At 69.5% G+C, this 17,941-nt stretch carries 18 protein-coding genes; 12 read left to right on the forward strand and 6 right to left on the reverse strand.

Going from position 1 to position 17,941, the window contains the following annotated elements:
• Positions 1 to 687: response regulator (locus tag WAL33_RS05095; protein ID WP_422179129.1), on the forward strand; the 687-nt coding region annotated here is incomplete at its 5' end.
• A gap of 3 nt (positions 688 to 690) precedes the next feature.
• Here the strand turns inward: WAL33_RS05095 and WAL33_RS05100 are convergent.
• Positions 691 to 2,190: an AAA family ATPase gene (locus WAL33_RS05100; RefSeq protein WP_422179131.1), complete on the reverse strand. Its 1,500-nt coding sequence runs from the start codon at positions 2,188 to 2,190 to the stop codon at positions 691 to 693.
• Positions 2,191 to 2,333: 143 nt separating this feature from the next.
• Here WAL33_RS05100 and WAL33_RS05105 point away from each other — a divergent pair, with 143 nt between their 5' ends.
• Positions 2,334 to 2,951, forward strand: a complete 618-nt coding sequence (locus WAL33_RS05105) for a TetR/AcrR family transcriptional regulator (protein ID WP_422179133.1) — start codon at positions 2,334 to 2,336, stop codon at positions 2,949 to 2,951.
• Here the strand turns inward: WAL33_RS05105 and pdxH are convergent.
• On the reverse strand, positions 2,948 to 3,613 hold the full coding sequence (gene pdxH / locus WAL33_RS05110; protein ID WP_422179135.1) for a pyridoxamine 5'-phosphate oxidase: 666 nt from the start codon (positions 3,611 to 3,613) through the stop codon (positions 2,948 to 2,950). The two genes, WAL33_RS05105 and pdxH, sit on opposite strands and share 4 nt — an antisense overlap.
• 106 nt (positions 3,614 to 3,719) lie before the next feature.
• Between pdxH and WAL33_RS05115 the strand changes: the two genes are divergently transcribed.
• The 5 genes from WAL33_RS05115 (at position 3,720) to WAL33_RS05135 (ending at position 6,436) form a co-directional block, all read left to right on the forward strand.
• Entirely contained in the window at positions 3,720 to 4,061 is a 342-nt protein-coding gene (locus WAL33_RS05115; protein WP_422179137.1) for a hypothetical protein, read from the forward strand.
• Between the two features lie 105 nt (positions 4,062 to 4,166).
• Entirely contained in the window at positions 4,167 to 4,868 is a 702-nt protein-coding gene (locus WAL33_RS05120) for a DnaJ domain-containing protein (RefSeq protein ID WP_422179139.1), read from the forward strand.
• 75 nt (positions 4,869 to 4,943) lie between these two features.
• Complete coding sequence (locus WAL33_RS05125) at positions 4,944 to 5,420, forward strand: ester cyclase (protein ID WP_422179141.1); 477 nt, start codon at positions 4,944 to 4,946, stop codon at positions 5,418 to 5,420.
• Positions 5,421 to 5,573: 153 nt separating this feature from the next.
• A complete protein-coding gene (locus WAL33_RS05130; RefSeq protein WP_422179143.1) occupies positions 5,574 to 5,990 on the forward strand; it encodes an organic hydroperoxide resistance protein in 417 nt (138 codons plus the stop codon).
• Positions 5,987 to 6,436, forward strand: coding sequence for a MarR family winged helix-turn-helix transcriptional regulator (locus WAL33_RS05135; protein ID WP_422179145.1), 450 nt, complete (start codon positions 5,987 to 5,989; stop codon positions 6,434 to 6,436). Before WAL33_RS05130 ends, WAL33_RS05135 begins: the two co-directional genes overlap by 4 nt.
• 160 nt (positions 6,437 to 6,596) lie before the next feature.
• Here the strand turns inward: WAL33_RS05135 and WAL33_RS05140 are convergent, their stop codons facing one another.
• The 4 genes from WAL33_RS05140 to WAL33_RS05155 all read right to left on the reverse strand — a co-directional run bounded on the left by WAL33_RS05140 (position 6,597) and on the right by WAL33_RS05155 (position 11,550).
• Positions 6,597 to 6,743 carry a hypothetical protein gene (locus WAL33_RS05140; RefSeq protein ID WP_422179147.1) on the reverse strand — a complete coding sequence of 49 codons (147 nt, stop codon included), beginning with the start codon at positions 6,741 to 6,743 and terminating at the stop codon, positions 6,597 to 6,599.
• Positions 6,744 to 6,837: 94 nt separating this feature from the next.
• A complete protein-coding gene (locus WAL33_RS05145; protein ID WP_422179149.1) occupies positions 6,838 to 9,306 on the reverse strand; it encodes a glycoside hydrolase family 3 protein in 2,469 nt (822 codons plus the stop codon).
• A 145-nt stretch (positions 9,307 to 9,451) separates the two neighbouring features.
• The gene (gene hutC / locus WAL33_RS05150) at positions 9,452 to 10,165 is read right to left on the reverse strand and encodes a histidine utilization repressor (RefSeq protein ID WP_422179172.1); all 714 of its coding nucleotides are present in this window, start codon (positions 10,163 to 10,165) and stop codon (positions 9,452 to 9,454) included.
• A gap of 23 nt (positions 10,166 to 10,188) precedes the next feature.
• A complete protein-coding gene (locus WAL33_RS05155) occupies positions 10,189 to 11,550 on the reverse strand; it encodes a formimidoylglutamate deiminase (RefSeq protein WP_422179174.1) in 1,362 nt (453 codons plus the stop codon).
• 233 nt (positions 11,551 to 11,783) lie between these two features.
• Here WAL33_RS05155 and hutI point away from each other — a divergent pair, with 233 nt between their 5' ends.
• From hutI to WAL33_RS05180, 5 genes are all read left to right on the forward strand, one after another.
• The gene (hutI, locus tag WAL33_RS05160) at positions 11,784 to 12,995 is read left to right on the forward strand and encodes an imidazolonepropionase (protein WP_422179151.1); all 1,212 of its coding nucleotides are present in this window, start codon (positions 11,784 to 11,786) and stop codon (positions 12,993 to 12,995) included.
• Complete coding sequence (gene hutH / locus WAL33_RS05165) at positions 12,992 to 14,527, forward strand: histidine ammonia-lyase (protein WP_422179153.1); 1,536 nt, start codon at positions 12,992 to 12,994, stop codon at positions 14,525 to 14,527. Before hutI ends, hutH begins: the two co-directional genes overlap by 4 nt.
• Complete coding sequence (hutG, locus tag WAL33_RS05170; protein WP_422179154.1) at positions 14,524 to 15,345, forward strand: N-formylglutamate deformylase; 822 nt, start codon at positions 14,524 to 14,526, stop codon at positions 15,343 to 15,345. The genes hutH and hutG overlap by 4 nt, the downstream gene beginning before the upstream one ends.
• Before the next feature lie 133 nt (positions 15,346 to 15,478).
• Positions 15,479 to 17,143 (forward strand): urocanate hydratase, encoded by a 1,665-nt coding sequence (gene hutU, locus WAL33_RS05175; protein WP_422179156.1) that lies wholly within the window; start codon positions 15,479 to 15,481, stop codon positions 17,141 to 17,143.
• 153 nt (positions 17,144 to 17,296) lie between these two features.
• Complete coding sequence (locus WAL33_RS05180; RefSeq protein WP_422179158.1) at positions 17,297 to 17,881, forward strand: HutD family protein; 585 nt, start codon at positions 17,297 to 17,299, stop codon at positions 17,879 to 17,881.
• The last annotated feature ends 60 nt before the right edge of the window (positions 17,882 to 17,941 follow it).

The raw sequence follows: 17,941 nt of genomic DNA on the forward strand, positions 1-17,941 counted from the left end.
GCCGACGTCCACGACCGCATCTTCGAAAGCTTCACCCAGGCCGACAACGCCGTCTCGCGCAGCCACGGCGGCACGGGCCTAGGCCTGACCATCTCGCGCGCCCTGGCCCGTCAGATGGACGGCGATCTGGTGTTGGAAAGCGGCGTCCTGAAAAACGCCCCCCCGAAAACCGGGTCGGGCGGCGCGGCGTTCGTCTTCACCCTGCGCGCCGTTCCGATCGCAACGCCCGCCGTGACGACCGACGAGCTGGAGGATCAGGAAGGGCCAGACCTGGATTCCCTGCGGATCCTGATGGCCGAGGACAACGCCATCAACCAAGTGGTGGTGCGCACCATGCTGGAAGCCACCGGCGTGGCCTTGACCATCGTCGATGACGGCCAGGCGGCCCTGGAGGCCCTGCAGACCCCGAGAGCCGACGCGTTCGATGCGGTGCTGATGGACATCAACATGCCGGTGATGGACGGCATCACCGCCCTGGGCGCCATCCGGGCCGGCGTGGCGGGCGATCCGGCGATCCCGGTCATCGCCCTGACCGCCTCGGCCATGTCGGGCGATCGCGAGCGCTTCCTGGCGATGGGATTCGACGACCACCTGGGCAAGCCGATCCGGCCGGTCGATCTGCTGTCGTCGATCAGCACGGCGGTCCGCGGCAAGCCTGGGCGTCGCACGGCGGCGACGGGGTCTTAGCCCCTACCCCATCGTCTCCGCCAAGGCACGGGCTTCGTCCTCGAAGGCGCTGACCGTATCGACGCGGCGCCAGTCGATCTCGCCGGTGTCGCGGGTCAGCTGGCTTTCCAGCACCGCCACGTCGGCGTCCGAGGCGTCGTTGACGCGGGCGGCGACGCGAGCGCGCAGCACCTCGGGCGGGGCCTCAAGCCAGACGCCCTGGAACGCCACGTCGACGTCCTTGGCCAGGGCCTCGGCGCGGGCGCGCTGCTCGGGTTTGAGGAACACCGCATCGACCACCACCGAGCGACCGCCGGCCAGGGTCAGACGGGCGTCGCGGAACAGCTCGTCATAGACCCGCTCGCTCATTTCCGGCGTGTAGGCGTCCTTGGGCAGGCGATGCAGCGAAGGCACGCCGCACAGGCGCTTGCGGATTTCGTCGGTGCGCAGGACCACCGCTCCGGGCGCCGCGCCCAGGCCGGGCGCGCAGACCCGGGCGAAGGTCGACTTGCCCGAGCCCGAGAAGCCGCCGGTCGCCACCAGGCTGACCGGCTTGGGCGCCAGGTGCTCCAGCGCCGTGGCCAGATAGGCGCGCGCGGCTTCGTCGTCGTCGCTGTAGGCCCAGACGTGGGTGCGCACGGCGGCGCGGACGCTGAGCATCAGCGGCAAAGCCGCAAGGCCTGTCCACAGGCCTTCGCCAAAGGTGCGGGCGGCCTCGTCCAGATAGGCGTTCAGCACCCGGCCGGCGGCGTCGCGGCGGCGACGGAAGTCCAGGTCCATCAGCAGGAAGGCCAGATCGTACTGGATGTCGATGTCCGACAGCGAGTCGTTGAACTCGATGCAGTCGAACAGGATCGGCTTGCTGTCCTCGACCAGGATGTTGCCCAGGTGGAGGTCGCCATGACAGTGGCGCGCGAACCCTTGCCCGGCTCGTTCGTTCAGCAGCGGACCCAGCCGCTCCAGCGCTAGATCGGTCTCGGCGATCAGCCGCTCGACGGCCTGGGCGCCCAGGCGCGGGGCCAGGCCGCGCAGCAGGTTGGCGTTGGACGCAATAGTGTAGCCCAGGGCCCCGACCCCGCCGCCCTGCGGCCGCAGCGGCGCGCCGGCGTGGAACTGGGCGATGGTGCGGCCCAGGGACTCCTCAAGCGCGTCGTCGATGGCCCAGGGCTGCTGGGCCAGCACGCCCTGCTCGTCGAAGCGGCGCATCTCCAGCAGGTATTCGACGATCTCGCCGGTCCCGTCCATCTCGACCCCGCCGCTGTCGGTCCGCGTCAAGCGCCGTACGGCGCGATAGATGTCGGGCGCGGCGGCGCGGTTGAAGCTGAGCTCGCGCTCCAGCGACCAGCGGCGAAGTTCCAGGGTGGAATAGTCCAGAAAGCCGAAATTGACCGGGCGCTTGACCTTCCAGGCCGCCTCGCCGACCAGGAACACCCGGGCGCAAGACGTCTCGATCACCCGATCGGCCCGCTCGCCCATCCAGGCGGCCACTTCCTGTTCGCGAACCGTCTCCGCGTCCTTGATCACGCCCCAACCTCGTCAAATCGCCAGAAATCCGGGCGTCGGCGTCCCCTTAGCGGAAAGTTCAGGCCGCGTCGCGCCCAGCGCGCTTGCTTACGCTTAGGTTGAGAGTCTATGGTTGATATAACCTCAGATCGAGTCACACCCGCATGCAGGTCGACACTGTCCCCAATCGGTCGGAACGCAAGAAGACCGAGATCCTGACCGCCGCGCGCGGCGTGTTTCTCCGGGAAGGCTATTCCGCCGCCGGGATGGAGGCGATCGCTCGCGGGGCGAGCGTGTCCACCGCCACCCTCTACGCCCACTTCCCAAGCAAGGCCAAGCTGTTCGAGATCGTTGTCCATGACGCCACCGGACGCATGGCCCAGCCCGTGCGTGAAAGCGTCCGGGCCAAGGGCGACGCCCGCGCCCGTCTCACAAGCCTGGCCCGGGCCTATGCCACCCTCATGGCGCAACCCTCGACCCGCGCCATGTTCCGGATGGTCGCCGGCGAACGCCGACGCTTCGAGGCGGTGGCTGACCATGTCCTGCGCGGCGCCCATCAGGACCTGGGCGGCGCGGCGATCCAGGTCATCGAAGACCTGATCGAGACCGGCGAATTGGCGGCCGATCACCCTGCCCGGGCCGCCGGCCAGCTGCTGGGCTTGCTGGACCACGCCACGCTGGTGCTGGGCCTGACGGCGGGCGACGAGACCCAGCCGGTCCGGCCCCTGGCGAACATCTGCGCCGACGCGGTGGAGACGTTCCTGGCGCGGTACGGGGTCTAGGGGAACAGCCGCTTGGTTCCCCACCCCTCGCCCACGCGCTCATAGACCAGCCGTTCGTGCAGGCGGAACGGGCGGTCGCGCCAGAACTCGATGACCTGGGGCACGACGCGGTAGCCCGACCAGTGCGGCGGGCGCGGCACCTTGCCCAGGCCGAACTTCAGCGCCATCTCGGCCACCCGACGCTCCAGGGCCAGGCGGTCGGGCAGCGGCCGCGACTGGTCGCTGGCCCAAGCGCCCAGCTGGCTGTGGCGGGCCCGGCTGGCGAAATAGGCGTCGGCCTCGGCCTCGGTGACCGGTTCGACGACGCCGCGCACCCGCACCTGGCGGCGCAGCGACTTCCAGTGGAACAGCAGCGCCGCCTTGGGCTGGCCCGCCAGCTCCACGCCCTTGGCGCTGTGGGTGTTGGTGTAGAAGACGAAGCCCCGGGCATCGACGCTCTTGAGCAGCACCATACGCGAGTCCGGCAGGCCGTCGGCGTCGACCGTCGAGACGGCCACCGCATTGGGATCGCTGGGCTCGCCCTTGCCGGCCTCGGCCAGCCACGCCTCGAACAGATGGATCGGGTCGCCCTCCGGCAGCAGCGGCGGAGGCACGGCCTCGGTCACCTGGCGGACATAGTCGTCCTCGGACGGCGAGGCGGGGATCAGGGGCGTGTCGGTCATCAGATCGATATAGGACACCGAGCGCCAAAGGACCAAGCACGGGGCCGCGCTTGACGCGCGGGGGTGGTCACGCGCATCTGCCGCGCAAGACTTGAAGGACACCCTGATGAAACTCGGCACGCGGGCGCGACTGGCCTGGATCCCCCTGGCGCTGTGGTGCGCGGCCGGCCTGTGGATCGGCTATGTCGAGGCCGTCGACTGGAAGGGCGATGACGTCCAGGACTGGATCATCCTGGCGGCCGGCGGTCTGTTCCTGTTCGCGGGGGGCGCCTGGAACCTCTGGCGGCTGCATGCCAAGGCCGCCGAGCGGGCGCGGGTCGAGGGACCGGACGTCGATGTGCCGGTCACCTGGCACCGCAAGAGCGGCTCGTGGGCGGTGATCGTCTTCGCGGCCGGGGTCGCGGGCATTTTCGGCCTGGCCTGGCTGATGGGCAGCCAGATCCGCTAACACCGCTCGGAGCGCTTTCTTCACGCGAACCGACGTCCACACCTGAAAATGCTTGAAAAAGTTAACTTAACGCCCCGTTGACCAAACGGCGGCAGGGTCGGCGGCATGATCGCCGGCGTATCCTCCGTTCTCAGCCTGCAGGCCGCCCGCGCCATCCTCGGCGTCGCGCCCGGCGCCGATGAGCGCGAGCTGCGAGCCGCCTATCGCGAGGCCGCCAAGCGCGCCCACCCAGATCGTCCCGGCGGTGACGCGGCGCTGTTCCGCGACGTGCTGGCCGCCTATCGCCTGCTGCAGGACGCTCCGACGCGACCGATCCATTTCCCGCCCGCCGTCGCCGAACCGGTCCGGGTCGAGCAGGCGACCTTGCAGATCGACACCGCCCTGGCCTTCGCCGGCGGCTCTCTGGAACTCTGCCTCGACGCCCGCAAGCTGCGCCTGACCCTACCCGCCGGCCTGCGCGAGGACGACAAGGTGCGGGTCGAGAACGTGACCTTCCGCGTCGCGATCCAGCACGATCCCGACGCCCTGGTGCGCGGCGGCGACCTGTGGCTGACCGCGCGGCTGGACGCCCGCGCCCTGGCCGAAGGGGGCCGGATCGAGGTCGCCACGGCCCTGGGCCCTCGCCTGGTCTGGATCTCGACCAAGGCCGCCGCCCGCGGCCTGGTGCGCCTGCCCGGCCAAGGCCTGCCCGCCCGCGGCCCGCACCAGGCCGGCGACCTGTTCCTGCGCCTGGAAGCCCTGGGCGACGGCGCCGAAAGCGCCGCCCGCTCGCAGCTGAAGCGCTTCTGGGCCGCCTGGGCGGCTTAAGAGCCTCTTCCCAACCCCTTGCCCGACGGGTCTATTGTCTCCGACGCCGCCGAAGAGCGGACGGGAGGCTCGATCATGACCCAGGACGCCCTGCGCCTTCGGCGCGAGACCATCGTGCGCGAGCACATGGCCGACGAGATCGACCACGCCTGGGACAAGGTGCTGGCCACCTTCCCCCACCCTCACTACGAGATCATCGCCACCGGCGTGGTCCATGACGGCCGGCCCGATGTCGAGCACTACTACACCACCTCGCGCCAGACCTTTCCCGACCAGCGCAACACCCTGCTATCGCTGCGCCACATCGACGACGGGATCGTGGTCGAGTTCGTGCTGGAAGGCACGCAGCTGGGCCCGCTGGGGCCCCTGCCCGCCACGGGTCGTCCGTTCAGCTGCCAGATGACGGCCTTCTTCCTGTTCGACGGCGAGACCCTGGTCTGCGAGCGGATCTATTCCGACGTCCTGACGATCGTGCGCCAGCTGCTGGGCGGAATGACGTCGACTGAGGCGCTGAACGCCCTGATCGCGGCGGCGAAGGCCAAGGCGGCTTGATCCGATCTGTTATCCGGACGCAGCGAAGCGAAGATCCGGGATGACAGATCGGGGCAAAAGATCGCGCACGATAAAAAACTCCGCCCACCCTCTTGATATTAAATCGTGCACGATTAAATCGTCCAGTATCGAACAACGCCAAGGAGGCACCCGATGTCCACTCTCTATCAAACCCGCGCCACGGCCACCGGCGGTCGCGAAGGCAAGGCTCGCAGCGAAGACGGCCTGCTGGACGTGAACCTGGCCCTGCCCAAGGCGCTGGGCGGCACCGGCCAGGGCACCAATCCCGAGCAGCTGTTCGCAGCCGGCTACGCCGCCTGCTTCCAAAGCGCCATGGCCCACGTGGCCCGCCAGCAGAAGATCGGCCTGACCGGCTCGACCGTGACCGGCGTCGTCGGCCTGGCCCCGCTGGACGTCGGTTTCAAGCTGGAAGTCGCCTTGGAAGTCGAAACCCAGGGCCTGACCCAGGAAGAGGCCGAAGCCCTGGTTGCGACGGCGCACAAGGTCTGTCCCTATTCCAACGCCACGCGCGGCAATGTCGACGTCGCGATCACCACAAGGGCCGCATGACTTCGAAGACTGACAAGATCAGCAGCGAACCGGTCGAGGCCCTGCGCCTCGACCGTCAGCTGTGCTTCGCCCTTTACGGCGCCGCCAATCGGGTGACGCGGCTCTACCGGCCGCTGCTCGACGCCCTGGGCCTGACCTATCCTCAGTACCTGGCCATGCTGGTGCTGTGGGAGGCCAGTCCCCAGACGGTGGGAGCCCTGGGCGAGGCGCTGGACCTGGAGTCCAGCACTCTGACTCCGCTGCTCAAGCGCCTGGAAGCGCAAGGCCTGGTGGCCCGCACCCGCGATCCCGAAGACGAGCGGCGCGTGATCGTCGCCCTGACCCCGGCCGGCGCCGCCTTGCGCGACAAGGCCAGGACGGTGCCCGAGCAGCTGTTCTGCAAGCTGAACATGCCATTGGACCAACTGGGCGACCTGCGCGAGCGGCTCAAGGTGCTGGCGGTCTAGGGCGTATCGATCGTCACGCGCGGTGCGTGGTCCTCGTCCTTCGACAGGCTCAGGATGAGGACCATTTTCAAGTCCGAGCTGTAGGAAACCTCATCCTGAGCTTGTCGAAGGACGAGGTTTTCGTCTCAGACGCTGATGCATCCTAGCCTTCGGACTCGCCCTAGGCCTCGAAGCCGTAAGGCGGCGCCTGAGGCAGGCAGCGGATCAGGATCTGGGCCGTCAGGCCCGGCTCGGCGACCACGGACGGCTGTTCGCCAAACACCGCCGCCCAAAGCTCGGCCAGTTCCTGATACGCGACATCGGGCACGCTGCCTCTCCTCAAGAGAGACAATGCCTTTGAAGGTCAATACGTTGCTGGTTAACGGCGGCCCAGCGCAAGCCGGACCGCCTCGCCAGACCGTCTATTGAGCCTTGGCTGGGCAGATCGCGCCGGCCGGATCGGGGACCAGCTTCACGCCCTGCAGCGACACCGTCAGCTTGCCTGCGGTCGACAAGGCGAACGGCGCGGTCACGGCCTTGACGTCGGCGCCGGCCGCCTGGAAGCACTTGAGCGGAACCTTCAGCCGCTTCCACTCGCCCACCGGCGAGGCCGCGAGCACCGGGGTGACGTCCAGCTTGCCCGCCCCGATCGCCAGGGTGACCGGCCCGGTCGGCTGGGTGTCGAGGCGGTAGTCCACCAGCAGGCTCATCTCGGCGTTGGTCTGGAACGACAGATCGAACGCCTGGTCCGCGATCAGCGAGACCGTGGCCAGCTTGTCGCCCGAGAAGATCAGCTGACGGCCCGCCTCCTGCACATTGCCCGCGTCGACCGGCCGGATCTGCACCGCGGTGCTCGGCGAGGCCTTGAAGTCGAACGGCGCCGGCGTCTTGCCGCCGACGAAATAGTCGCTGACGTTGTCGGTGGCGATCGTGAAGTCCGGCTTTTCCGACAGCGTCCCGACCCGAACCTTGGAAGCGTAGGTCAGGCCGTAGCCGTAGGCGAACTGCGGCGCATAGGTCTTGTCGCCGCGGTTGAGGGCGAACTGGCCGGCGGTCTTGGGCCAGCTGAACGACAGCTTGCCTCGGAATTCGGTGCGCGGCTTGCCGGCCGCGTCGCCGATCAGCACGTCGGCGATCCCGCCGCCTTCCGAACCCGGCAGCCAGGCGGCGACGAAGGCGTCGGTGGCGTTGATCTCGGGGTTCACCCACAGCGGACGGCCCGACAGGAACACCCCCACCACCGGCACGCCGGCGGCCTTCAGTTTCTTCAGCAGGGCCAGGTCGGTCTTGGTCCCCGGCTGGAACTCGAGCGTCTTGATGTCGCCCACGCCCTCGGCGTAGGGCGTCTCGCCGAACACCACGATCGCAACATCCGGCTTTTTATCGAAGCCGCCGTCGACGCTGAGCGTCGCCGTGCCGCCGGACGCTTCGACCGTCTCCTTCAGGCCCGAATAGATCGACTGGGCGTTGGGGAAGTCGGCCTTGGTGTTGCCCGTGCCTTGCCATGACAGGGTCCAGCCGCCGGCCTGCTGGCCGATGTCGTCGGCGCCCGAACCGGCCACCAGGATGTTGGCGCTGGCCTTCACCGGCAGGACGCCGTTGTTCTTCAGCAGCACCAGCGACTCGCGCACCGCCTGGCGGGCGATGGCGCGGTGCTCGGCCGAGGCCATGACGGCCTCCTTGCCCTCCAGCGGCCGCGCCTGCTGGAACAGGCCCAGCTTGGCCTTGACGCGCAAGATGCGGCGCACGGCGTCGTCGATGCGGGCCATAGGGATTTCGCCCGACTTCGCCTGGGCCAAGGTGTTGGCGTAGAGGTCCTTCCAGCTGTCGGGCGCCATGTACATGTCCAGCCCGGCGTTGGCGGCCTGCGGACAGGTCTTGGGCGTGCAGCCGGCCACCTGGCCATGCCCGTTCCAGTCGCCGACCACGAAGCCGTCAAAGCCCATCCGGCCCTTCAAGACGTCGGTCAGCAGGCTCTTGTTGCCGTGCATCTTCTCGCCGTTCCAGCTGGAGAACGAGGCCATGATGGTCAGGGTCCCGGCGTTGATGGCCGGCACATAGCCTTGAGCGTGCACGCGGATCAGCTCGGCTTCGGAAACCTGGGTGTCGCCTTGGTCCTTGCCGTTGTGGGTGCCGCCGTCACCGAGGAAGTGCTTGGCGCTGGCCGCGACGTGGCCTTGCTGGATGACGCCGCCTTGGGAGACCGCGCCCTGCAGGCCCAGGATCATCTGACCGGCGTAGTCGCGGACGATCTGCGGATCTTCCGAATAGCCCTCATAGGTCCGGCCCCAGCGGTCGTCGCGCGGCACGGTCAGGGTCGGGCCGAACGCCCAGTCGAAGCCGCTGGCGGCGGTTTCCTGGGCGGTGGCCGCGCCGATCTTGCGGATCAGCTCCGGATCGCGCGCCGCGCCCAGGCCGATGTTGTGCGGAAACAGCGTCGCCCCGACGGCGTTGCCGTGGCCGTGCACGGAATCGATGCCGAACATCAGCGGAATCTGCGTGCCGCCCTGGCGCTGCGCGGCGGCGGCCCGGAAGGCCTCGACCGACTTGACCCACGGGCCGATCGGCGAGCGGTCGGACGCGCCCAGCGGCGGCGAGCTGCCGCCGGCCAGGATCGAACCCAGCGGATAGGTCTTCAGGTCTTCGGGCTTCACAGAGCTGAGATCGCCCTGGATCATCTGACCGACCTTCTCCTCGAGGGTCAGCTTGGCCAGCAGGGAATCGACGAAGGCCTCGGTCTGGGCGTCCACCAGGCCCTGGCTCTTGGCGGCTGGCCAGACGGCGGGATGGGCGGTGCTCTTGGCGTCTGCGGCGGACGCCGCGCCGTTCAAGACCGTGGACGTCAGAAGGGTGGTCGCCAGCAACGCGGCGCAGAAGGCCTTGGTGTTCATAACTCCCCGCTTTTTTCGTTCGATTCCGACAACGCTGTCAGTTGCACGACGACCCGGTCCAGGCAATCCAGACGATGGTCGAGGACGATTCAGCCGTGGACGACGGGCGGTTCTTGTAAATCCCTCTCCCCATGGGATAGGGCGTTCAAGACCGCGCCGGCCCGAACCGCGCCACCAGGTCATAGGCCTCGCCCGGGAACAGCTGCCTCACCCAGGTGACCGGCTCGCCCGCGCGCCAGGTGCGACGCTCGACCGCCAGCAGCGCCGCGCCGGGGTCCAACACCATCAGCGCCGCCGTCGCCGCGTCCGCCCCGACCGCACTGATGCGGTTCTCGGCCTCGGTCCAGGGCACGTGGTGCAGCAGCCAGGCGCCCGGCGCTTCCTCGGCGAAAACCAGGTCGGCCGCCTCGGGCACGGCGGCCAGGCTGATCAGGCGATCCTCCAGGGCGAACGGCCGATCACCGGCGACATGCATCCCGCGCAGGACCAGCAGTTCGCCGTCGGCCGCCAAGGCGATCTCCTCGGCGTCGCCCGCCTTGGCCTTGCGGCGGCGCCGGTCCAGCAGATCGAAGCGATAGGTCTCGCCCCGCGCCACGATCTGGGCCTGGATGTCGGGGATGTCGAGCACGGTGGAGTGCACGCGAGGCCGGGCCACGAACGAGCCGGCGCGGCGGCGGCGGACGATCAGCCCCTCCTCGGCCAGGGCCGACATGGCCTTGTTGACCGTCATCCGCGAGCAGTCGAACTGGGCCATCAGCTCGGTTTCCGACGGCACTTTGCGGCCCGGCGCCCAGGCGCCTGAGCGGATCAGGTCCTCGATCTGCCCGCGGATGCGCTGGTAAAGCGTCCCGCCCTTCAAGCCCGTCAAGCCAGCCCGCTCCTTCAAGACAGCATATCGGCCAACGCCGTCCGATAGCGCGCCAGGATCGCCTCGCGCGCCTGGTGGCGCCCACCGCTGACGACCTGGCGGCCGCCCCGCCAGACGCCGTCGATGACCCCGTGTCGCCCGGCGAACACCCAGCTGTCCAGCAGAGCGTCGCCGTCGCGGCCGATCATCGCCGGATGGGCGCGGTCCAGGGTCACGAAGTCTGCCGGCCGCCCGCGCCGCAGACCGCCGACCACGCCCAGGGCCTGGGCCCCGCCGTTGACCGCCGCGCGGAACAACGCCCCGCCCGTCGAGCTCCCCGGCGCCCCGGCCAGCACATTTCGGGCCCTTCGGGTCAGACGCTGGGCGTATTCCAGGGTCCGCAGCTCCTCGGCCGCGTCGATCAGCACATTGCTGTCCGAGCCGATCCCGAACGCCCCGCCGGCCGCCAGATAGTCGTGGGTCGGGAAGACGCCGTCGCCCAGATTGGCCTCGGTGACCGGGCACAGACCGGCCACCGCGCCGCTCTTGGCCAGGCGCTCGGTCTCCATGGCGTTCAGGTGCGTGGCGTGGACCAGGCACCAGCGCTTGTCGACCGAGGCGTTGTTCAGCAGCCAGCGCACGGGCCGCGCGCCGGTGGCGGCCAGACAGTCGTCGACCTCCTGGGTCTGCTCGGCGATGTGGATGTGGATCGGGTCGGCGCCGGCTAGCGGCAGGATCGCCGTCAGCTCCTCGCCGGTCACCGCCCGCAGGCTGTGCGGCGCAATGCCGACCACCGCGTCAGGCAGGCCGGCCACCACCGCGCGGCTGGCCTCGATCAGCCGGCCGTAGCCGTCGATGTCGTGGATGAACCGCCGCTGGCCCTGGCCGGGCGCGACGCCGCCGAAGCCGGCATGGGCGTAGAACACCGGCAGCAGGGTCAGGCCGATGCCGGTCTCGTCGGCCGCCGCCGCGATCCGCCCGGCCATCTCGGCGGGGTCGGCATAGGCGCCGCCGTCCTTGTCGTGATGCAGGTAGTGGAACTCGCCGACCCGGGTCGAGCCGGTCTCCAGCATCTCCATGTAGGCGAGCGCCGCGATGGCCTGGACCTCGTCGGGACCCAGACGGTCGACGAAACGGTACATCAGCTCGCGCCAGGTCCAGAAGCTGTCGCCGCCCCCTTTCGTGTTTGGCGGACCTCGGGTTTCCGTCAGGCCCGCCATGGCCCGCTGGAAGGCGTGGCTGTGCAGGTTGGGCAGACCCGGCAGGCACGGGCCGTGCGCGGTCTCGCCGGACTGGCGGGCGACGTCGGTGTCGATGCGCGAGATCATGCCGTCGGTGAGCGTGAACCGCACGGCCTTGGCCCAGCCGTCGGCCAGCAGGGCCTGCTCGAACCACAAGGTCTGGGGCCCGGACGCAGGCGCCGTCTGGGGCGCGCGTTCAGGTTCGCGCTCGGCCTCGGCCTGAGGCGTAGCCTCGACCTCCTGAGGCGGCGTGTAGATCGGCTCGTCTGCCTCGGGTTCTGACGGAAACGCGTCGTCGCTCACTGGACAATCCTCGGGTCGCGCGAATATGTCTATACATATTGAAGCCGTCGGCAAGAGACCGAACCGGCGTCGGGAGATCCCTGGCCATGCGCTGCGATCGGGTGTGGAGCAAGGCCCGCCTGGCCACTTTCGCCGCCCATGGCCACGGAATCGGCGTGGTCGAGGACGGCGTCGTGGCCAGCTTTCGCGGCCGCATCGCCTATGCCGGCCCCGCCGCCGATGCGCCCAGCTTCGAAGCGGGTGAGACCATCGACTGCGAAGGCCGCTGGATCACGCCGGGGCTGATCGACCCCCACACCCATCTGGTGTTCGGCGGCGACCGGGCCCACGAGTTCGAGCTTCGGCTGGCCGGCGCGTCGTACGAAGAGATCGCCCGGGCCGGCGGCGGCATCGTATCGACCATGAAGGCCACGCGCGCGGCGTCGGAAGGCCAGTTGGTCGCCAGCGCCCTGCCCCGCCTGGACGCCCTGATCGCCGAGGGCCTGACCACCATCGAGATCAAGTCCGGCTACGGCTTGTCGCTGGACGACGAGTTGAAGAGCCTGCGCGCCGCTCGCGCCCTGGCCGACGCTCGCCCGGTGTCGGTGACCACCACCTTCCTCGGCGCCCACGCCCTGCCGCCAGAATATGCCGGCGACGCCGACGGCTATATCGACATGGTCTGCCGCCAGATGATCCCCGCCGTCGCCGCGGAGGGCCTGGCCGACGCGGTGGACGCCTTCTGCGAGGGCATCGGCTTCACCCCCGCCCAGACCCGCCGGGTGTTCGAGGCGGCGCGCGCCCACGGCCTGCCGGTCAAGCTGCACGCCGAGCAGCTGTCGAACCTGAACGGCGCCGCCCTGGCCGCCGAGTTCGGGGCGCTGTCAGCCGACCACCTGGAGCACCTGGACGCCGCCGGGGTCGCCGCCATGGCCCAGGCCGGCACAACGGCGGTGCTGCTGCCCGGCGCCTTCTATTTCGTGCGCGAGACCAAGCTGCCGCCCATCGACGCCCTGCGCGCCGCCGGCGTCCCGCTGGCCCTGGCCACCGACTGCAATCCCGGCACCTCGCCCCTGACCAGCCTGCTGCTGACCCTGAACATGGCCGCCACCCTGTTCCGGATGACCGTCGACGAATGCCTGGCCGGCGTCACGCGCGAGGCCGCGCGGGCGATCGGGCGGCTGGAGAGCGTCGGCACGCTGGAGGCCGGCAAGGCCTGCGACCTGGCGGTCTGGGACATCGAGCGGCCCGCTGAACTTGTCTATCGCATGGGCTTCAACCCGCTCCATGCCCGCGTCTGGAAGGGTGAAGTCACGTGATCGAAGTCGTTCTCAACCCCGGTGAAGTCAGTCTGTCGGACTGGAAGGCCGTCTATCGCGGCGCGCCCGCCCGGCTGAATCCCGGCGCCGGTCCGGTGATCGCGGAAAGCGCCGCCGCGGTCGAGCGCATCCTGGCCAAGGGCGCGCCGGTCTACGGCATCAACACCGGCTTCGGAAAGCTGGCCAGCGTCCGCATCGGCGATGCTGATCTAGAGACCCTTCAGCGCAACATCGTGCTGTCCCACGCCGCCGGCACGGGCGCGCCGTCGCCGGTCCCGGTCATCCGGCTGATGATGGCGCTGAAGCTGGCGAGCCTGGCGCAAGGCGCCTCAGGGGTGAAGCCGGCGACCACCGATCTGCTGGAAGCCATGCTCGTGAAGGGCCTGACGCCGGTCACGCCCTGCCAGGGCTCGGTCGGCGCCTCGGGCGACCTGGCCCCGCTGGCGCACATGGCCGCGACCATGATCGGGGTCGGCGAGATCTTCATCGAGGGCCAGCGCCTGCCCGCCGTCCAGGCCCTGATGGAAGCGGGCATCAAACCCCTGACCCTGGGCCCCAAGGAGGGCCTGGCCCTGCTGAACGGCACCCAGTTCTCGACCGCCAACGCCCTGGCCGCCCTGTTCGACGCCGAGCGGCTGTTCCAGTCGGCCCTGGTCACCGGGGCCCTGGCCACCGAGGCGGCCAAGGGTTCGGACACGCCGTTCGACCCGCGCATCCACACCCTGCGCCGCCAGCCCGGCCAGATCGAGACCGCCGCCGCCCTTCGCGCCCTGATGGCCGGCTCGGCGATCCGCGACTCCCACCGCGAGGGCGACGCGCGGGTGCAGGACCCCTACTGCCTGCGCTGCCAACCGCAGGTGATGGGCGCGGCGCTGGACGTGCTGCGCCAGGCGGCCGTCACCCTGTCCACCGAGGCCAACGGCGTCTCGGACAACCCGCTGATCTTCCCCGACACCGACGAGGCGTTGTCCGGCGGCAACTTCCACGCCGAGCCGGTGGCCTTCGCCGCCGACATGATCGCCCTGGCGATCTGCGAGATCGGCTCGATCGCCGAGCGCCGCATCGCCATGCTGGTCGATCCCGCCTGCTCGGGCCTGCCGGCCTTCCTGACCCCCAAGCCGGGCCTAAATTCCGGCTTCATGATCCCGCAGGTCACCGCCGCCGCCCTGGTGTCGGAGAACAAGCAGAAGGCCTATCCGGCCAGCGTCGACTCCATCCCGACCTCGGCCAACCAAGAGGACCATGTCTCGATGGCGGCCCACGGCGCCCGGCGTCTGCTGGCCATGGTCGAGGCGGCCGAAGCGGTGATCGGCATCGAACTGCTGGCCGCCGTCCAAGGCTGCGATTTCCATGCGCCCCTGACCTCGAGCCCGGCTCTGGAAAGCGTGCGCCGCATCCTGCGAGCCCAGGTCCCGCACCTGTCGGACGACCGTCACTTCCACCCGGACATGGAGGCCGCCAACGCCCTGGTGCGCTCCGGCGCGGTCGTGGTGGCGGCGTCCAGCATCGACCTGCCGGGGGTGGAGGGGTGAACCCGTCAGACTGGCTCCACGTCACGCGCGGCGAAGCTCCGCTGGTCGTCAGCATCCCGCACGCCGGAACGATCATCCCGTCCGACATCGAGGCGCGCCTGGTCTCGCCCTGGCTGGCCCGAAAGGACGCCGACTGGTGGCTGGAGCAGCTCTACGCCTTCGCCGACGCCCTGGACGCCACGGTCATCCGCACCGGCGTCTCGCGCACGGTGATCGACGTCAATCGCGACCCGTCGGGCGTGTCGCTCTATCCCGGCCAGGCCACCACCAGCCTGTGCCCGGTCGACACCTTCGACGGTGAACCGCTGTACCTCGACGGCCAGGAGCCGAGCGCGGCCGAGATCGCTCGGCGACGCATCACGTTCTTCGATCCCTACCATGCCGGCCTTGAGGCCGAGCTCGATCGGCTGGTCGCGCTCCACGGCAAGGTGGTGCTGTACGACGCCCACTCGATCCGCTCGCGCGCGCCCCGGCTGTTCGACGGCGAGCTGCCGCAGTTCAACATCGGCACGAACGGCGGCGCGGCCTGCGATCCGGGCCTGCCCCTCCGGGTCGAGACCGCCTGCGACGCCACGGGCCTGCCGCGCGTCACCGACGGCCGGTTCAAGGGCGGCTGGATCACCCGCCGCCATGGCCGGCCGGACCAGGGCGTCCACGCCGTCCAGATGGAGCTGGCCTGCCGCGGCTACATCGACGAGCCGGCGGTGCTGACCTCTGACAATTGGCCCACGCCCTATTCCGCCGCCCGCGCCGCGCCGCTCCAGGCCGCGCTTGGCGACGTTCTCAAAGCCTGTATCGCCTTCGCAAACAGCACCTGACCACGGACCGAAACCTCGTCCTTCGACAAGCTCAAGATGAGGTTTCGAATGACGCACAGCAGCTCTCAGTAGCCCTCATCCTGAGCTTGTCGAAGGACGAGGGCGGCCCACCAGCCTCTATCGAGACTTCATCATGACCCGCCTCGACAACACCCGCGTCATCCGCCCCGCCACTGGAACCGAGCTCACCGCCAAGTCCTGGCTGACCGAGGCCCCGTTGCGGATGCTGATGAACAACCTGCACCCCGACGTGGCCGAGCGGCCCGAGGAGCTGGTGGTCTATGGCGGCATCGGCCGCGCCGCGCGGGACTGGGAAAGCTACGACAAGATCGTCGAGACCCTGCGCCGCCTGGAGGACGACGAGACCCTGCTGGTCCAGTCGGGCAAGCCGGTGGGCGTGTTCCGCACCCATCCCGACGCGCCGCGCGTGCTGATCGCCAACTCCAACCTGGTGCCGCGCTGGGCGACCTGGGAGCACTTCAACGAACTGGATCGCAAGGGCCTGGCCATGTACGGCCAGATGACCGCCGGCTCGTGGATCTATATCGGCGCCCAGGGCATCGTGCAGGGCACCTACGAGACCTTCGTCGAGATGGGCCGCCAGCACCATGGCGGCGACCTGGCGGGCAAGTGGCTGCTGACGGCCGGGTTGGGCGGCATGGGCGGGGCCCAGCCCCTGGCGGCGGTGATGGCCGGGGCCTCGTGCCTGGCCATCGAGTGCCAGCCCTCGCGGATCGAGATGCGCCTGCGCACCGGCTATCTGGACAAGGCGACCGAGAGCCTGGACCAGGCCTTGGCCTGGATCGAGGAGTCCTGTCGAAACCGGACTCCAATCTCGGTCGGCCTGCTGGGCAACGCCGCCGAGCTGCTGCCGGCAATGTTCGCCGCCGGCGTCCGCCCAGACCTGCTGACCGACCAGACCAGCGCCCACGACCCGATCAACGGTTACCTGCCGGCCGGTTGGACCCTGGACCAATGGGCGCTCGCCAAGGAACGCGAGCCCGAGACCGTCAACCGCGCCGCCCGCGCCTCGATGGCGGTGCACGTCCAGGCCATGCTCGACTTCCAGGCCGCCGGCACGCCCACCGTCGACTACGGCAACAACATCCGCCAGATGGCGCTGGAGGAGGGCGTGGCCAACGCCTTCGACTTTCCCGGTTTCGTGCCGGCCTATATCCGCCCGCTGTTCTGCCGGGGCATCGGGCCGTTCCGCTGGGTGGCGCTTTCGGGCGATCCCGAAGACATCCGAAAGACCGACGCCAAGGTCAAGGAACTGATCCCCGACAATCCGCACCTGCACCACTGGCTCGACATGGCCGCCGAGAAGATCAAGTTCCAGGGCCTGCCCGCCAGGATCTGCTGGGTCGGTCTCGGCGACCGCCACCGCCTGGGCCTGGCGTTCAACGCGATGGTCGCCTCGGGCGAGCTGAAGGCCCCGGTCGTGATCGGCCGCGATCACCTGGACAGCGGCTCGGTCGCCTCGCCCAACCGCGAGACCGAGGCGATGCGCGACGGCTCGGACGCGGTGTCGGACTGGCCGCTGCTGAACGCCCTGCTCAACACCGCCTCGGGCGCCACCTGGGTGTCGCTGCATCACGGCGGCGGGGTGGGCATGGGCTTCTCGCAGCACGCCGGCATGGTCATCGTCTGCGACGGCACCGAAGCCGCCGCCAAGCGCATCGCGCGCGTGCTGTGGAACGACCCGGCCACCGGCGTCATGCGCCATGCCGACGCCGGCTACGAGATCGCCAAGGATTGCGCCCGCGAGCATGGACTGGACCTGCCTGGTATTTTGTAAGCCATACTCCCCTCTTCTCCGCTCTTCCCGGCGAATGCCGGGGCCCGGATCCCATGGCGGAGCGCGGATTGGAGATGCTCAGCGTCGATGGCGTCAGCCTCAAAGCCATTCCATCTCGACGCCGGCATTCGCCGGGATGAGCGGATCAAGTAGATGCGCGTCCTGAGAGCCGCCGACCGGATCGCCATGCCGTGGAAGAACGGCGGCGGCGTCACGCGCGAGGTGGCCGCCTTTCCGCCGGACGCCGACCTGGACAGCTTCGAGTGGCGGATCAGCCTGGCGCAGATCGCCGCCGACGGACCGTTCTCGACCTTTCCGGACGTGGATCGGGTGCTGACGGTGATCGACGGCGCGGGGCTTCTGCTGACCGTCGACGACCGGATGCTGGCCCTGGACGCCGCCTCCCCGCCCCTGGCCTTTCCCGGCGAAGCCCAGGTTTCGGCGCGCCTGACAGACGGGCCGATCAGCGACCTGAACGTGATGGTGCGGCGAGGCGCCTGGCGGGCGCGCACCCGCCGGCTGACCGTCGCCGGCGCCAGCGAAGTGGCCGCCAGGGCGCGGGTGACCCTGGTCCTGGTGCTGGACCGGTTGCGTATCCTTCGCCCCGGCGGCGAGATCGAACTATCGCCCCTGGACGCGGTGCTGCTTGAACACGGCCACTCGCACTTGAGCTTGGAGGGGCGAGGAAGAACGCTGATCTCCGAAATCTCCACCGATCCGGAGCATGCTCTAAAGTAACGCTTCGTATATCCCGCTATACAGACAAATCGACGCGCGACGCCCAGTCGCGTTTAAGTC

The organism is Caulobacter sp. (genome assembly GCF_049283275.1).
GTDB lineage: Bacteria > Pseudomonadota > Alphaproteobacteria > Caulobacterales > Caulobacteraceae > Caulobacter.

Excerpts from the sequence above, each read along its gene's own strand:
- WAL33_RS05105 (WP_422179133.1), top strand. The coding sequence starts at position 2,334 with ATGCAGGTCGACACTGTCCCCAATCGGTCGGAACGCAAGAAGACCGAG.
- pdxH (WP_422179135.1), bottom strand. The coding sequence starts at position 3,613 with ATGACCGACACGCCCCTGATCCCCGCCTCGCCGTCCGAGGACGACTAT.
- WAL33_RS05115 (WP_422179137.1), top strand. The coding sequence starts at position 3,720 with ATGAAACTCGGCACGCGGGCGCGACTGGCCTGGATCCCCCTGGCGCTG.
- WAL33_RS05120 (WP_422179139.1), top strand. The coding sequence starts at position 4,167 with ATGATCGCCGGCGTATCCTCCGTTCTCAGCCTGCAGGCCGCCCGCGCC.
- WAL33_RS05125 (WP_422179141.1), top strand. The coding sequence starts at position 4,944 with ATGACCCAGGACGCCCTGCGCCTTCGGCGCGAGACCATCGTGCGCGAG.
- WAL33_RS05130 (WP_422179143.1), top strand. The coding sequence starts at position 5,574 with ATGTCCACTCTCTATCAAACCCGCGCCACGGCCACCGGCGGTCGCGAA.
- WAL33_RS05135 (WP_422179145.1), top strand. The coding sequence starts at position 5,987 with ATGACTTCGAAGACTGACAAGATCAGCAGCGAACCGGTCGAGGCCCTG.
- WAL33_RS05145 (WP_422179149.1), bottom strand. The coding sequence starts at position 9,306 with ATGAACACCAAGGCCTTCTGCGCCGCGTTGCTGGCGACCACCCTTCTG.
- hutI (WP_422179151.1), top strand. The coding sequence starts at position 11,784 with ATGCGCTGCGATCGGGTGTGGAGCAAGGCCCGCCTGGCCACTTTCGCC.
- hutU (WP_422179156.1), top strand. The coding sequence starts at position 15,479 with ATGACCCGCCTCGACAACACCCGCGTCATCCGCCCCGCCACTGGAACC.
- WAL33_RS05180 (WP_422179158.1), top strand. The coding sequence starts at position 17,297 with ATGCGCGTCCTGAGAGCCGCCGACCGGATCGCCATGCCGTGGAAGAAC.